General features: G+C 69.0%; 10 protein-coding genes. 4 read left to right on the top strand and 6 right to left on the bottom strand.

The annotated features are described in order from the left end of the window. Positions 1 to 282: 282 nt before the first annotated feature. Positions 283 to 3,924, top strand: a complete 3,642-nt coding sequence (locus tag BA895_RS14140) for a GAF domain-containing protein (protein WP_070192539.1) — start codon at positions 283 to 285, stop codon at positions 3,922 to 3,924. Positions 3,925 to 3,951: 27 nt separating this feature from the next. Here BA895_RS14140 and ctaD read toward each other — a convergent pair whose 3' ends face one another. From ctaD to BA895_RS14115, 5 genes are read right to left on the bottom strand one after another with little or no spacing between them, the layout of a single operon-like run. Next, positions 3,952 to 5,700 (bottom strand): cytochrome c oxidase subunit I, encoded by a 1,749-nt coding sequence (ctaD, locus tag BA895_RS14135; protein ID WP_083283365.1) that lies wholly within the window; start codon positions 5,698 to 5,700, stop codon positions 3,952 to 3,954. A 2-nt stretch (positions 5,701 to 5,702) separates the two neighbouring features. Continuing rightward, a complete protein-coding gene (locus BA895_RS14130; RefSeq protein WP_083283364.1) occupies positions 5,703 to 6,701 on the bottom strand; it encodes an alpha/beta fold hydrolase in 999 nt (332 codons plus the stop codon). Continuing rightward, positions 6,676 to 7,320 carry a pyridoxamine 5'-phosphate oxidase family protein gene (locus BA895_RS14125; protein ID WP_070192538.1) on the bottom strand — a complete coding sequence of 215 codons (645 nt, stop codon included), beginning with the start codon at positions 7,318 to 7,320 and terminating at the stop codon, positions 6,676 to 6,678. The genes BA895_RS14130 and BA895_RS14125 overlap by 26 nt, the downstream gene beginning before the upstream one ends. Beyond that, positions 7,317 to 8,609, bottom strand: a complete 1,293-nt coding sequence (locus BA895_RS24200) for an alpha/beta fold hydrolase (RefSeq protein WP_083283363.1) — start codon at positions 8,607 to 8,609, stop codon at positions 7,317 to 7,319. The genes BA895_RS14125 and BA895_RS24200 overlap by 4 nt, the downstream gene beginning before the upstream one ends. Then, complete coding sequence (locus tag BA895_RS14115; RefSeq protein WP_070192537.1) at positions 8,606 to 9,460, bottom strand: alpha/beta fold hydrolase; 855 nt, start codon at positions 9,458 to 9,460, stop codon at positions 8,606 to 8,608. Before BA895_RS14115 ends, BA895_RS24200 begins: the two co-directional genes overlap by 4 nt. A gap of 139 nt (positions 9,461 to 9,599) precedes the next feature. Between BA895_RS14115 and BA895_RS14110 the strand changes: the two genes are divergently transcribed. The 3 genes from BA895_RS14110 (at position 9,600) to BA895_RS14100 (ending at position 13,023) form a co-directional block, all read left to right on the top strand. After that, the gene (locus tag BA895_RS14110; protein ID WP_070192536.1) at positions 9,600 to 9,971 is read left to right on the top strand and encodes a response regulator; all 372 of its coding nucleotides are present in this window, start codon (positions 9,600 to 9,602) and stop codon (positions 9,969 to 9,971) included. Between the two features lie 14 nt (positions 9,972 to 9,985). Continuing rightward, complete coding sequence (locus BA895_RS14105; RefSeq protein WP_217493914.1) at positions 9,986 to 10,645, top strand: response regulator transcription factor; 660 nt, start codon at positions 9,986 to 9,988, stop codon at positions 10,643 to 10,645. Positions 10,646 to 10,839: 194 nt separating this feature from the next. Then, positions 10,840 to 13,023: a GAF domain-containing sensor histidine kinase gene (locus BA895_RS14100; RefSeq protein ID WP_070192534.1), complete on the top strand. Its 2,184-nt coding sequence runs from the start codon at positions 10,840 to 10,842 to the stop codon at positions 13,021 to 13,023. A 56-nt stretch (positions 13,024 to 13,079) separates the two neighbouring features. Here the strand turns inward: BA895_RS14100 and BA895_RS14095 are convergent, their stop codons facing one another. After that, complete coding sequence (locus BA895_RS14095; protein WP_070192533.1) at positions 13,080 to 14,942, bottom strand: Na+/H+ antiporter NhaA; 1,863 nt, start codon at positions 14,940 to 14,942, stop codon at positions 13,080 to 13,082. Positions 14,943 to 15,055 lie beyond the last annotated feature (113 nt).

The following is a 15,055-nucleotide window of genomic DNA, read 5'->3' as shown; positions in this document are numbered from 1 at the left end:
ACGTTGACGGCCCGGACGAGAGTCGGCCCACCCGCACGTCCCCTCGTCTGTCCTGCTTCTTGCCGACTGCGGTTTCGACGACCACGTCGCCACCGGTGTAAGAGATCTGCTCCTGCCCGAGATGTCCGAACAACGGCGGGCTCGCCCTCTGCGGACAGTGCGCCAGCTCTGGACTGCCGGTCGGGTCTGGGAGACCACGCTTACCTGAGAGTGACGCGGGATCGTCTCAGCGGGTATTTTGGGGCTTACTGGCCGAGGCGACCTTGCTAGGTACGGAGTCTGATGGGTAGTGGGCAGATCTCGTCCCGCGCCAGTTCGGCGCGGACCTCGCGCGAGCACGCTGCCCTGCGCGAGCTCTCCACGCTGGTGGCGCGGGCGGTTCCGCTCCAACAGCTGTTCGCGGCGGTTCCCGTTGCGGTGGCGAAGCTGGTGAACGCCGACCTCACTTCACTGCTGCGGTTCGAGGTGGGTGACACGGTCACCCCACTGGCGGGATGGAGCGACGGGGACCCGATGGCCACTGTCGGGCAGTCCCAGCCGATCGACGACCGGTTGCGCACTCTCCGCGATACCGCCCGGCCTTCGTGGTTCGGCTCAGACGCACTCCCAGGCGTACTCCCAGGAGCCCTCAGCGGCGCTCGACAGGGCGTGGGCGCAGGCCGCGATCTCGGCATCCGGTCGGGCGTTGTGGTGCCGATCGTTCTGGGGGCGCAGACATGGGGGGCCAGCGTCGCGGCGTTCGAAGGGCCTGAGCCGTTCTCTGACGAGGCAGCATCCCTGATGTCGGAGGTCAACGCATTGGTCGCCCTCGCGTTGGCCAATGCCGAGAGTCGTGTCCAGCTGCAGGCGATGGCCGCCGAGCAGTCGGCCCTACGACGGATCGCCGAGCTGGTTGCTGCGGACTCTGGGTCGTCAGAGGTGTTCGACGCAGTCACGATGGAAGCGCATCAGCTGTGTGGGGGGCACTTCACGACGTTGCTGCGCTACGAAGCGGACGGCCAGGCGGTCATCGTGTCCATGCAGGGCGCCGACGCGGTTCGCCACGTCATGCACGTGGGAATGCGTCTGGCCCGTGACGGCGACGGTGTGGCGCAGCGCGTCTGGGCCACCGGGCACTCCTTCCTCTTCGACAGCTACGACGACGTTCCCGGCCGGAACGCCGCCACCGCACGTGAGCTCGGCCTGACCAGCGGGATCGGTGCCCCGATCATCGCGGCCGGTCGGGTCTGGGGCGCCATCACCGTGCTCGCCGACCATCTGACGCTACGGGCGGCGACCCAAGCGCGCCTCGAGTCCTTCGCCCGGCTGGCCGCGACCGCGATCACCAACGCCCGCGCGCGGGCTGAGCTCACGTCGCTGGTCGAGCTTCAGATGGGCCTTCGTCGCGTTGCCGAGCTGGTCGCCCACGGCGTCTCCCAGCCTGAGCTCCTGGCTGCGGTCGCGACAGGGGCATCGGCTCTCACTGAACGCGGCGTGGTGCTCGCCCGCCTCGACGCCGACCCGACCTTCACCGTCGTTGCGCGTCATGACGCCCCCATCGATCTCGACCTCGAGATCAGCACTACCGTCGAGGACCACCGCGTCTTGCGCCGTGCGCTGTCCGGGCCGTGGTCGACGCCACGGCCTGATCTCTCCGCGATCGTGACCCGGATCTTCCAGAAGGCGTACGGCATCAACACGACGAGCCTGCCGATCATCGTCAACGACCGCTTGTGGGGTGCCTTGGCTGCTCTCGGCGCGGAGCGCGCCGAGCTGGCTGGCGACCGCCAGCGTCTCGAGCAGTTCGCCGAGCTCGTCACCGGCGCTCTGGCCAACAGCCAAGCGCAGCAGGAGATCCGGCAGCTCGCTCACGAGCAGACGGCCTTGCGAAAGGTCGCGGAGCTGGTCGCCCGGGCCGTTCCTCAGCAGGAGATCTTCGACGCCGTGGCGGCGGAGGCGGCCGACCTGCTCAACGGTCAGCCGATGACCTTGTCACGGTTCCTCGGGGGCGATGAGCTCGTCGTCGTCGCCGTTCACGGGGGGCCGGCCCCGCTGGGCGCGAGAATCCGGTTCAAACCCAGGACCCTTCCGGACCGCGTGCGGCGCCGCGGCTGCACGGTGCGGGTCGATGACTACACGGTGCAGCGCGACGCCGATCTCGCCGTTCGCTTCGGTCTGGGTGCTGCCGTCGCGGCGCCGATCAAGGTCGGCGGCGCGGTGTGGGGCATGCTGACCGCCACCTCGGGCTCCGCTCCGCTGCCGGCCGGAACCGAGTACCGGCTGAACATGTTCGCCGAGCTCGTTGCAGCCGCTGTCGCCAACAGCGAAGCCGGTGCAGACCTGCAACGCGTGGCCGACGAGCAAGCGGCGCTCCGACGCATTGCCGAGCTTGCGGCACAGGAGACCTTGGGCGATGAGGTGCTCGAAGCGGTTGTCGCCGAGACCTCACGGCTGACCGGGGTGAGGTTCGTCAACCTGCTGCGCTTCGATCCGAGCGGTTCGAGCGTGATCGTTGCCGTTGTTGGTGCACCCGACGGGATCGTGGTTGGGATGCGCGATACCGATGGCGGTGACGGTCCGGTTCAGAGAGTCTGGCGTACCGGCCGGCCGGCTCGCGTGGAGGGTCCGGTCACTGCGGGCAGCGGGTGGCAACAGGTCGCGCACCGGGTCGGCTTCAGCACCATCGTGGCCGTCCCGGTACTTGTCCGCACCAAACCCTGGGGAGTGCTGGTCGCCGTCGGTGACCCGCTGCCCCAAGGCATCGAGGATCAGCTGACGAGGTTCGCAGAGCTTGCTGGCACCGCGGTCTCGGCGGTGCGGGCCCGACGTGACCGGCAGGTACTGGTCGACGAGCATTCGGCCTTTCGCCGAGTCGCTGAGCTGGTCGCCCGCGGTGAGGCGCTGGAGAGCGTCTTCGTCGCTGTGGCCACGGAAGCCTCGCGACTGCTCGGTGACGTCACTGCCGCGCTGCTGCGCTACGGACCCGGCCAGGACGCCGTTGTCGTCGCCGCGTCAGGCAGTCCGGCTGTCGTCGGGTTGCGCGGCCGCGCCTCCGGTGGCTTGGAGATCGTGCTGCGCACTGGCCGCCCCACGACCATCAGCGCCGACAACAGTGCACGCACCGAGCTGACCGACCGTTTGGGGATCGGCACCGGAATCGTCGTGCCCGTCATCGTGGAGGGACGCGTCTGGGGTGCCTTGGCGACCGACAGACCCGAAACGTCCGCTTCGAAGGAGTCACTCGAGCGACTGACGCAGTTTGCCGACCTGGCGGCGGCCGCGATCGCCAACGCGGAGAACAAGGCCAACCTCCGCGCCTCCCGGGCCCGCGTGGTGGCGACGGCGGATGAGACTCGCCGACAGCTGCAACGCGACGTGCACGACACCGCACAGCAGCGACTCGTCCACACCATCATCAGCCTCAACCTGGCCCGAGACGTCCTTGACGAGGCTGACGCCGCCGTGCCCCTCGTCGAGGAAGCGTTGGCCCATGCTGTCCGAGCCAGCCACGACCTCCGAGAGATCGTTCACGGCATCCTTCCCGCGGCTCTGATCCTCGGCGGCCTTCGCGCCGGGGTGGAGTCGCTCGCGGCCGATCTGGCTCTGCCGGTGGACGTTCGGGTGGCCGCGCAACGCCTTCCGGTCAAGACCGAGACCACTTCCTACTTCATCATCGCCGAGGCCCTGAACAACGTGCTGAAGCACGCCCACGCCACCCATGCCGACGTCGACGTGACGCTGAACGGCGACGTCGTGACGGTCGTCGTCAGCGATGACGGATGCGGTGGTGCAGCCCTCGTGGGCGGCACGGGTCTGATCGGGCTGCTCGACCGCGTCGAGGCCGGCGGAGGTCAGCTCACCATCACCAGTCCCCGAGGAGTGGGAACGACGTTGCACGCAACCCTTCCGCTGGAAGACGCCGCGTCGTCTGGGGAGCGAAGCTGACACGGGGGCGAACCCGCCCAGTTGTCGTCAGCTGTGGTCTGGCCTGACTCCGGCCGGCGTGACCTCGGCCAACGTGGCTGCGTCGGGCGGTGGGCCTGGGTGCGACGCGGCTTGAGGGTGGTGCAGGTCGAACGCCGGCCGTTCGGAGCGGATGCGGGGTAGCGAGCTGAAGTTGTGCCGTGGGGGTGGGCACGTGGTGGCCCATTCGAGCGACCCGCCGTGGCCCCAGGGGTCATGCGTGTGGACGAGTGGGGCGTGGCGCCAGGTCGTCCAGACGTTGTAGAGGAACGGGAGGGTCGAGACGCCGAGCAGTCCGGCGCCCGCCGTCGAGACGAGGTTGAACAGCTGGAAGCCCTCTGCTGGAAGGTAGTCGGGGTAGCGACGGGCCATGCCTTCGATGCCGAGCCAGTGCTGGACCAGAAAGGTGGTGTGGAAGCCGATGAAGAGCAGCCAGAAGTGGATCTTGCCGAGCCTCTCGTCGAGCATCCGCCCCGTCAGCTTGGGCCACCAGAAGTAGAAGCCCGAGAACATTGCGAACACGACGGTGCCGAAGACGGTGTAGTGGAAGTGCGCGACGATGAAGTAGCTGTCGGTGAGGTGAAAGTCGAGGGCGGGGCTGGCGAGGATGACGCCTGTGAGGCCGCCGAAGAGGAAGGTGACCAGGAAGCCGAAGGCCCAGAGCATGGGGGTCTCGAAGGTGACCTGGCCCTTCCACATGGTGCCGATCCAGTTGAAGAACTTCGTGCCGGTCGGGATGGCGATGAGCATCGACATGACGGCGAAGAAGGGCAGCAGCACCTGCCCGGTGGCGTACATGTGGTGGGCCCAGACGGCGGTCGAGAGTCCGGCGATGCTGATCGTGGCGAACACCATGGTCTGGTAGCCGAAGACAGGTTTGCGGGAGAAGACCGGGATGACCTCGGTCACGATGCCGAAGAACGGCAGCGCGATGATGTAGACCTCCGGGTGGCCGAAGAACCAGAACAGGTGCTGCCAGAGCATGGCGCCGCCGTTGTCGGGGTCGAAGATGTGCGCGCCGAAGCGGCGGTCGGCTCCGAGGGCGAGGAGAGCAGCGGCGAGCACGGGGAAGGCGATCAGCACGAGCAGCGAGGTCACCAGCACGTTCCAGGTGAAGATCGGCATCCGGAACATCGTCATGCCCGGGGCGCGCAGGCACAGAATCGTCGTGATGAAGTTGACTGAGCCGAGGATGGTGCCGAACCCGCTCAGAGCCAGCCCGAACACCCACAGGTCGCCGCCGAGGCCGGGGCTGTAGCTGACGTCCGAGAGCGGGGCGTAGGCGGTCCAGCCGAACGACGCGGCCCCGGCCGGTGTGAGAAAGCCGGCGGCGGCGATGATGCCGCCGAAGAGGTAGAGCCAGTACGCGAACATGTTGAGGCGCGGGAAGGCGACGTCGGGGGCGCCGATCTGCAGTGGCATGATCGCGTTCGCGAACCCCGCGAAGAGGGGCGTCGCGAAGAGCAGCAGCATGATCGTGCCGTGCATCGTGAAGAGCTGGTTGTACTGCTCGGGGTTGTCGACGATCTGCAGACCCGGAGCGGCCAGCTCGCCCCGGATCAGCAGGGCCAGGATGCCGCCGAGCAGGAACCACCCGAACGAGGTGATGAAGTAGAGGTTGCCGATCACCTTGTGATCGGTGGTGGTGAGCCAGCGCACCACCGTCAGCCCGGGCAGAACCCGCGCACGCACAGGCCTTTTCGGCGCCGGACGGCCGGCCGACGCGCCGATTCGGCCGTCGCGTAGCTCCGTGGTCATGACTAGCGGATGAAGTCGAGCAGTTCCCGGTTGAACTTCTCGGGTTCGTCGACGTAGACGGCGTGTCCGGCCGTGGCGAAGGTGACGAGCCTGGCCCGACGGATGCCGTCGGCGACGGCTTGCCCGTGGTCGAGCGGCACGATCTTGTCGTTGATGGCGTGGAAGACGAGGGTCTTGACCGAGACCTTGGCGAGGTCGGAGGTGAGGTCGGTGTCGCGGAGGGCGATCAACCCGGCGCGGCTGGCGGGCAGCGATGCCTGGTCGAGGCACTGGCGTTCGAAGAACTGGAGGAACGGGTCGGTGGTGATGTCGGTGTGGGTGGCGAAGAAGTTGCCGCTGAACGACCGGACCGTCGCCGCCCGGTCGGTGGCGTAGCCGGCGATCAGGCCGTTGATCGCGGCCGTCAGGTCTGCCGACTTCGACCCGTAGACGAAGCGTGGGGCGGGTATCTCTGCCAGCACCAGCTTGCTGATGCGGCTGCCGAACCGGGCTGCGTGTCGCAGGGCGACGGCGGCGCCCATGGAGTGACCGACGAGGGTGACGTTGCGTAGCGAGAGGCTCTGCAGGACGGTCAGGATGTCGCGGGCCCACACGTTGTAGTCATACGGCCCGTAGGGGGCATCGGAGAGGCCGAAGCCGCGTTGGTCGATGCCGATGGCGCGGTAGCCGTGGTCGGCGAGGAACTGGTAGGTGTACTCGAACGTCGCGGAGGACAGCGGCCAACCAGGAACGAAGACGACGGTGCCCCGTCGGCCACCATCCTGGTCCGAGATGTTGACCGAGACGCCGGGTGCGACCGGGATCCGGGTTCCGGGTTCGTGCGACCGAGCCGCAGTGAGCGTCTCGACCGTGTTCGGGCTGGCGGCGGACGCCGAACCGGCCGCGCCCAAGGTGGCCGCGCCCACGGCGATACCGGCGCCGGCTGCAAGCATCGAACGCCTGGGCGTGCCGGATGGCTCCTGGTCGCCTTGGCGGTCATCGTCGCGTCTCTTGCTTCTCATGATCTTCTCCCTCGGTTGGGTTGTGGGTGTTGCTGTTCCCTCGAGGACCAAGAACGCCTTGGAGCTCGGGAATCGTGTAGCGCGGGGTGATGTGGCTCGGGCAGTTCCAGTCGTAGGCCACGACGCGAACGGTGACGACCCGTTCCACGATGCCCCGGTAGCCCGGCACGGCCACCTCTTCGACCTGGTCTCTGGCCTCGCGGGCATCGAGCACGACGGCATGGCCATACACCTTGAGCCGGGCCTGACGGGGGTAGTCCATGAAGAACAACGACACCTTGTTCGAGCCGGACAGGTTGCCGGTGCTGACCAGCTGGCAGTTGCCGCGAAAGTCCGCCCAGCGCAGGGTGTGCTCGTCGGTCACCTGGACGAAGCCGGGTGGGCCGCCGCGAAACTGAACGTAGGGCCAGCCGGTGCTGGACACGGTCGCGAGGTAGAAGCCGTCGCGATCGCGAATGAACGCCGCCTCAAGGCTGGAAAGGGCCTGCTCCGGCTCGTCCACCGCGCTGGCGAACCGCTCACCCATGCCCAGCCGGGCCAGTGCGGCACTTCGCCCGTAGTGCGTCTGGGCCGCTCGAACGTCCCGCGTGAAGGCGACGTCCCCGTACGCACCGCTCATGGCGCGGCCCCCGCGCCCACCACCTTCAGGCCGGTGGCCTCGAGCACAGCCGCGGCGAAGGCCGCTGGTGCTTCGGCAGGCAGGTTGTGGCCGGCCGCCGGAACGGTGTGGTGTGTTCGAGGACCGGTGAAGCGGGCGGCGGCCGAGGAGCCATCGGTGGCAGGGAAGTTCCCGTCGGCCTCGCCGTCGAGGGTGACGGTCGGCACGGAGATGGTCGGCTGACCGGCCAGCGCCGCTTCGATGTCGGCGTAGGTCTCGTCACCCTCGGCGTAGCCGAGACGATGCCGGTAGGAGTGCAGCACGACGTCGACGTAGTCGGGGTTGTCGAACGCCTCCGCCACCGTGTCGAACACGGTCTCGCTGAAGGACCAGGCCGGCGAGTTACGGACCCAGATGACGTGGGCGATCTCGCGGCGGTTGGCGCGCAACCCCGCCTCGCCGCGGGCCGTGAGAAAGTAGAAGAAGTACCAGAAGCCGGCCTCGAGGTCAGGCCGCAGTGGGGTGGCCGCCACTGCGATGTTCTGGATGAGGTAGCCGTTGACGCTGACCAGGGCCGTACACCGCTGCGGCCACAGGGCTGCGACGACGCACGCCGCCCGGGCTCCCCAGTCGTACCCTGCCAGCGTGGCGCGGGGCAGACCCAAGGCGTCGAGCAGGTCGACGACGTCCTTACCCAGAGCCGCCTGCTCGCCGGACCGGCAGGTGTTGGCGTCGAGAAACCGCGTGGGGCCGTGACCGCGCAGGTACGGCACGATGACCCGGAACCCGTCGCGGACGAGCAGCGGCACGACATCGACAAAGCTGTTCACGTCGTAGGGATACCCGTGCAGCAGCACGACCGGCTCACCGTCCGCGGGGCCTTCGTCGTAGTAGGCGATGTCGAGTACCGGCGTCTGCGCGCGGAGGAGCTGTCTCACGGTCAGCCCCCCGGTGAGCGAGGCGAGAGGTTGACCGGGGTCGACCAGGTAGACCGACAGCATCTGGCCGGTGCCGGGGCCGAGGTCGGTGGCGTTGTGTGGCGTGGACGGCGGGATGAGGAAGCCGTCTCCCGCGTGGAGGACGATCGTAGAACGACCCCTGATCGCCATCTCGACGGTGCCGGCGAGGATGTAGCCGACCTCCTCGCCCGGGTGGGTGTGCCACCCGGACGCAACCCCGACGGGAATCTCGGTGAGCACCTGAACGATGAGCCGGCCCGGGATGGAGGACTCCTCGCGCTGCACTTCGGTGCGCTTCAGCCGGGCCGTGAGCGCGTCGGGTGCCGGCGACGTGGATGGTCCCGCGCTCACGAGCGCTTTCCCTCAGACACATCGCCGAGGAAGCCGAGCAGCTCCCGGTTGACCTCATCGGCGTGGGTGACACACATGACGTGGGGCCCGCCGTCGACCTCGACGTAACGGGCCTGCGGAAGAGCGGCGTGCAGGCGGCGTCCCTGACCCTCGATCGACAGGATGCGGTCGGCGGTGCCGTGCAGCACCAGGGTGGGCACGTCGATCCGGGCGATGTCGGCGCTGAAGTCGTCGAGCCAGCCCTCAGGGCAGGCCCAGGTGGCCAGCGGTGAGGCGTCTGCTCCGGCTTGCCACATCGCTCGAACCGTCTCCTCACTGACCCTTTTGCCGAGGTACTGCTCGAGGTTGAGGAAGTCGCCCAGCAGCCCGGTCAACCAGGCGTACCGGTCGCTGAGGATGGCCTGCTGCACCCCGGCGACGGCAGCCTGGTCGGCGCCCTGCGGGTTCTGCGGCGACTGGGCGAAGCTCGGGGCCAGGCTCTCGATCATGACGCAGGAGCGAACCCGGTCGGTGCCGTGCCGGCCGATGTAGCGGGCCAGCTCGCCGGTGCCCAAGGAGAAGCCGACAAGGGTGACGTCGTGCAGGTCCAGGTGCTCGATCACGGCGCTCAGGTCGGCGGCCAGGGTGTCGAAGTCGTAGCCGGAGCTCGGCCGGCTGGATCGGCCGAACCCGCGACGGTCGTAGGTCACGACGCGGTATCCCGCCTGCACGAGCGCAGGCAGCTGTGGCTCCCAGGAGCGGCTGTCCAGCGGCCAGCCGTGCAGCAGCACGACGGGGGAGCCGGCGCCGTTGTCCTCGTAGTACAGGTCGATGGGTGCGGTGTTCTCCGCGCCGACGTTGATGGTGCCCATGGTCTTCCTCCGGCTTCGATTGGCGGCGTACGCTTTGAAGCGTGCGCGCCGAGCCGGTGACGGACCAGACCGCCCGCCAGAAGATGCTTTCGGGTTCTCCCTACCTTCGGAACCCGAAGGTGGGTGCGAGCATGAGAGTGTGTCCGGTCGGAGGATTCTCATCGTTGATGACGACCCAGGCTTTCGCGCGCTGGCGGCCCGCGTGCTGACGGGGTGGGGCCACCGCGTCACCGGTGAGGCGGAGGGGGTCGGGCAGGCCCTCAGGCTCGCGGCTGCGACCCATCCGGACGTGGCCATCGTCGACGTCAGGCTGCCCGACGGCGATGGGTTCGCCCTCGCCGGAATGCTCCTGGCGATGTCGCGGCCCCCAGAGGTTGTAGTGGTCTCCTCAGACAGCAGCCCAGCCCATGTCACGGCCGCGCACCGGGCCGGCGCTCTGGGGTTCGTCGCCAAGGAGGACCTCTCCGAGGACACCTTGCGCAGCCTGCTCGACTCGCGGGATCGCGGATGAGCGCCGGGGCCGCCTTGCGGGTGGCCATCGGCGAGGACGATGTTCTGCTTCGCGAGGGGGTCGCGCGAATTCTGGCGGAGGCCGGACACGAGGTCGTGGCGCAGTCAGGCGATGCTGAGGACCTGCTACGTCGAGCTCTGGTGGAACGACCTGACGTGGCGATCATCGACGTGCGGATGCCGCCCAGAGGCGAGGACGATGGGTTGCTTGCGGCTCTACAGATTCGTCGCCGGCTGCCGCAGAGCGGGGTGCTGGTGCTGTCTCAGTACTGCGAGCCAGCACTGGCTCTTGACCTGATCGGTGACCGGCCCGAGGGCGTCGGTTACCTGCTCAAGGAGCGGATCGGTGACGTGGGGAGCTTTGTGGATGCCGTCGGGCGGGTCGCCGCCGGAGGCAGCGTGCTCGACCCGGAAGTCGTCGCTCGAATGCTGGGAAGACACCGCCCGGGGGACCTTCTCGCGGCTCTCACTGAGCGAGAGAGGGCGGTGCTGGCCGTCATGGCCGAGGGCAAGTCCAACCCGGGGATCGCCCAGCGGCTGTTCATCAGTGGAGCCTCGGTGGAGAAGCACATCACGGCCATCTTTCGTAAGCTCGGCCTCGAGTCCGAGAGCAGTGAGCATCGCCGCGTGCATGCCGTTCTCGCGTACGTGCGCCAGCGCGACGCCTTGCGCTGATGGCTCAGAACTGATGGCGCGGCGTTGATGTCACAGGGGCTCGTGGCGCAGGCCCAGGCGGCATCCGCCGTTCTGGATGTACTCCCCGCCAGGGTGGGCTGTTTCGATAAGGACGGGCAGGGCTTTCTCGTCTCCGCGAACGCAGGCACGGTCAGTCACTCCCGCCCGATGCGGCACCACGTTCGTGCCGGGTCGTGGGCATCGCCGTGACGGCCATCGCCGGCGCGCAGGCCAGCGACGAGCTCGAAGCCATGGCCCGGGAACAGGCGGCGCTGCGGCGGGTGGTCGACTTGATGGCCCAAGGGGTGTCTCAGGAGGTTCTCCTCGGCTCGGTCGCCGCTGAGGCCGCCGATCTGGTGGGAGAGTGCACCACCCTGCTGCGCGTCGACGGCGAGATGTGCGCCACCGTGGTGGGGGTGGGCCGGAGCGGTTCTGCGGTCGGCACTCGCCTGACGTTGCCTGCCGACCTGGGGCTGGTCGCCGCGATCCGCCGCACCCGGTGTCCGGCCCGCTCAGACGACCACCAGAGTGAGACTGCCTTGACCCAGGCGAGAAACGAGCGCGGCATCCGGTTGAGCGTCGGTGTGCCGATCATCGTCGGGACCCAGGTGTGGGGCGTTCTCGGTTGCACCTCTCTCGAGCATCGACTGCTTCCCGACACCGAACGCCGGCTCGAGCAGTTCGCCGCGCTGGTCGCGGCCGCGTTGGTGAACGCGGAGGCTCGCGCTCGGGCTCAGGCTCTCGCGGCCGAGCAGGCGGCGTTGCGTCGAGTGGCCGAGCTGGCTGCCCGGGAGGCGCCGGTCGAAGCGGTCATGCAGGCGGTCAGCGACCAGGCCGCGCGCCTGGCCGGCGTCGAGTTCACGTCTTTGCTCCGGTTCGGGAGGGACGGGTACTCGAGCATCGTCTCCCTGGCCGGTGCCCCGGAGGGGATCGCGGTCGGGATGCGCGCCTCCGTAGAGGGTGGGGGCGCCATTCCGCAGGTCTGGCGAACCGGGCGTCCGGCGCGGGTCGATGACCTGTCCGGGGTTGCGGGTGGTTGGGCGGAGGTCGTGGCGGGCCGTGGGTTCAGCGCAACGGTCGCCGTGCCGATCTTCATCCGTGGGCACCTCTGGGGTGTCCTCGTCGTGGTCGGTAACGACCGACCACTGCCGGGCGGCACGGAGGAGCACCTGGTCAGCTTCGCCGAGCTGGCGGGAACCGGGATCTCGGCCGCCGAGTCCCGGGCCGAGCTGCGTGAGGTCGCGGAGGAGCAGACAGCGTTGCGTATCGTCGCGGAGCTCGTAGCCCGTGGCGCTCCGCTGGAGCAGGTTCTCGAGGCAACGGCGCGCGAGGCTTCGAAGCTGATGGGGGGAATGGCGGCGGCCCTGATGCGGTACGGCGGCGAGGGTGAGGCCATGGTGATCGCGGCGTGCAATAGTCCTGCCCCCGTAGGACTGCGGGTGCCGCTGACCGACGACACCGGCACCGGCATCGTCAGGCAGACCGGAAAACCGCATCGCGTCGATGACTTCGCCGCGACGTCCCTCGCGGCCGTTGCGGCCGGTCTCGGAATCGTCGGGGCGGTGACGGTGCCCGTGATCGTGGAGGGCTCGGTGTGGGGCACGCTGTCGACCACCACGTCGGGCTCGCCGATCCCACCGCGCACCGAGAGCCGCCTCATGCAGTTCGCGGAGCTCTCGGCGGCGGCCATTGCTGCAGCCCAGAACAAGAACGCGCTGCTGGCCTCCCGACGGCGAGTGCTCACCACCGCCGACGAGACTCGTCGACGCGTGCAACGCGACGTCCACGACGGGGCCCAGCAACAGCTGGTGCACACCATCATCAACCTCAAGCTGGCCCGCGAAGCCATGACGGCCGGCGACGGTCAGGCAGAACGTCTCTTGACGGAGGCGCTGCGGAACGCGGAGCGGGCCAGCCAGGAGCTGCGTGACCTGGTGCACGGCATCCTGCCTGCGTCCTTGACCTTGGGTGGCCTCAGGCGGGGTGTGGTGTCGTTGGCCGACGATCTGGCCCTGCCGGTCAGCATTCGGGTCGAGGCGCCGCGTCTCTCTACGAAGGTCGAGACAACGGCTTACTTCGTGGTCGCCGAGGCGTTGACCAACGTCGTGAAGCACGCGCGGGCGGGGCGTGCCCGCGTCGACGTCGCCCTGTGCGATGACGTGCTCGTCATCAACGTCGTCGACGACGGTGCGGGCGGTGCCGACGCCGACGCCGGTACCGGGCTGACCGGCCTCCAGGACCGGGTGCAGGCCAGTGACGGCGTGCTCACGATCTCGAGCCCACCGGGTCGCGGCACCCACCTTCAGGCGCGGATACCCGTCATAGACGCGAACGACCGGTGTTTCGACACGGTGATCGCGCCACACCGGGACGGTTGAACCGAGGGAGAGTGCGGCTCGTTCGTCGCCGCAGCCGGCCGCGGCAGCCTGTCGACTCACTCTCGTTCCCGGGCCTCTCGGATGCCGGCCAGCAGCGCCTCCAGGTCGTACACCCCGTGGTGGCGACGACCGTTGATGAAGAAGGTCGGGGTTCCCCGCACCCCGCTCTCGGCGGCGCCCTCGACGTCGGCCGCGATCCGGGCGGCGGCGGTGTGCCGGCGCAGATCTTGGCGAAACTGTTCGACGTCGAGCCCGAGAGCGTCGGCGTGGCCGATCAGGCCTTTGGGCTCGAGGTCGTCCTGGTGGGCCAGCAGCCGGTCGTGCATCTCCCAGAACCGGTCCTGGTTCGCGGCGGCCTCGCTCGCCTCGGCGGCGAGCTCGGCGTGGGGGTGCACGTCGCGCAGCGGTAGGTGGCGCCAGACGTAGCGGATGTCGGTGTTGCTGGCCAGTACCTCGCGGACCGCTGGCTCGGCCTGCCCGCAGTACGGGCATTCCAGGTCTCCGTACTCGAGCAGGGTCACGGGCGCGTCAGCGTCTCCTCGGATGTGGTCGTGCTCGGGGTCGACCGGTTCGGTGAGATCGGTCAGCGGAGGCAGGCTGCCGAAGACGGCCCGAGCACGTAGCCGAGCGGGCAGCGTTGCGATCCCACGGAAGACGAGCACGGTCATGACCGCCGAGATCGCCGCCGAGGCGAGGATGCCGATCTTCGCGTCGGTCTGCTGCTCGCCCTCGAAGGCCAGGGTCGCGATCAGCAGCGACACGGTGAAACCGACGCCGGCGCTGGTGCCGCCGCCCAGCACAGCGGCCCAGCCGACCGGCGGCTCGAGTCGACGCCCGCTGAGCGTACGGGTCAGCCACGATGCGCCCAGGATGCCGAGCGGTTTCCCGACCACGTACGCGAGCGTGATCCCGACCGCGATGGGCGAGCGTAGGGCCTGGCCGAGACTGTGCCCGTTGATGGGGATGCCGGCGTTCGCGAGCGCGAACAGGGGCACGATGACGTAGCTCGACCACGGATGGAACACCAGCTGCAGCCGCTCGTTCGGGGTGACCGCCAACGACAGGCTGCGGTGGGCGTCCCGAGCCAGCTCGGAGGTCGGCTGCTCGCGGAACGACCTCATCCGGGTCGTGGCACCCTCGAGCGCGTCCGTGCTGACCGGCAGGGCGTACGACAACAGCCCCAGGGCGAGCCCGACGATGAGCGGGTCCAGCCCGGACACGAACAGGCACGCCCAGGCCACGACACCGGCGAGCAGATACCAGACGCCGACCCGCACCTGCAGCCAGACCGTCAGACAGATCAGCCCGAACACGCCGACCCCGGCCACCAGGGGGCCGATGCTCACCGGGCCGCTGTAGACCGCTGCGATGACGAGCAGCGAGACGAGGTCATCGACCACGACCACGGTCACCAGGAACGCCCGGAGCGGCTGCAGCGGGCGGGCCCGCGCCACCGCCAGCAGCGCCAGGGCGAAGGCGGTGTCGGTGGACAACGCGACGCCCCAACCGCTCGCGGCCGGGCTTCCGGCGTTGAGGGCCAGGTAGATACCGACCGAGGCGAGCATCCCCCCGGTCCCGGCCAGCACGGGCAGCAGCACCCGGCGCCGCTCGCGCAGGTCGCCGACGTCGAAGGCGCGGCGGGCCTCGAGGCCGATGACCAGGAAGAAGAAGGTCATCAAGCCGTTGTTGACCCACCCACGAAGATCCTGGCCCAGCTCGAAGGCCCCCAACCGCACCCCGAGGGGCGTCTGCCACAACGCCTGGTACGAGCTCGGGTCGATCGCCACCCAACCGATCGCCACGAGGGCCGCGAGCAGCAGCAGCACGCTGCTCCCGGTCTCGGTCTGCACGAACACCCGAAGAGGGGTGCGTTGCGAGCCCGACCACGGCGTCGTTCCCGACCGCGGCTGACCGCTCACGATCGGGGTGGGGTCAGCGCCGGTCTCGGCTCGCCCAGGTGCGCGTGGACCGAGGAGATCACCACCGCCCCCTCACGGAAAGCCGAGGTAGTTCTCGATCCCCGCCATCAGGT

This window comes from Humibacillus sp. DSM 29435 (genome assembly GCF_001758225.1).
Classification (GTDB): Bacteria; Actinomycetota; Actinomycetes; order Actinomycetales; family Dermatophilaceae; genus DSM-29435.
Note: the sequence above shows the minus strand (reverse complement) of the source record. Positions and strands in the feature narration are given on the sequence as shown.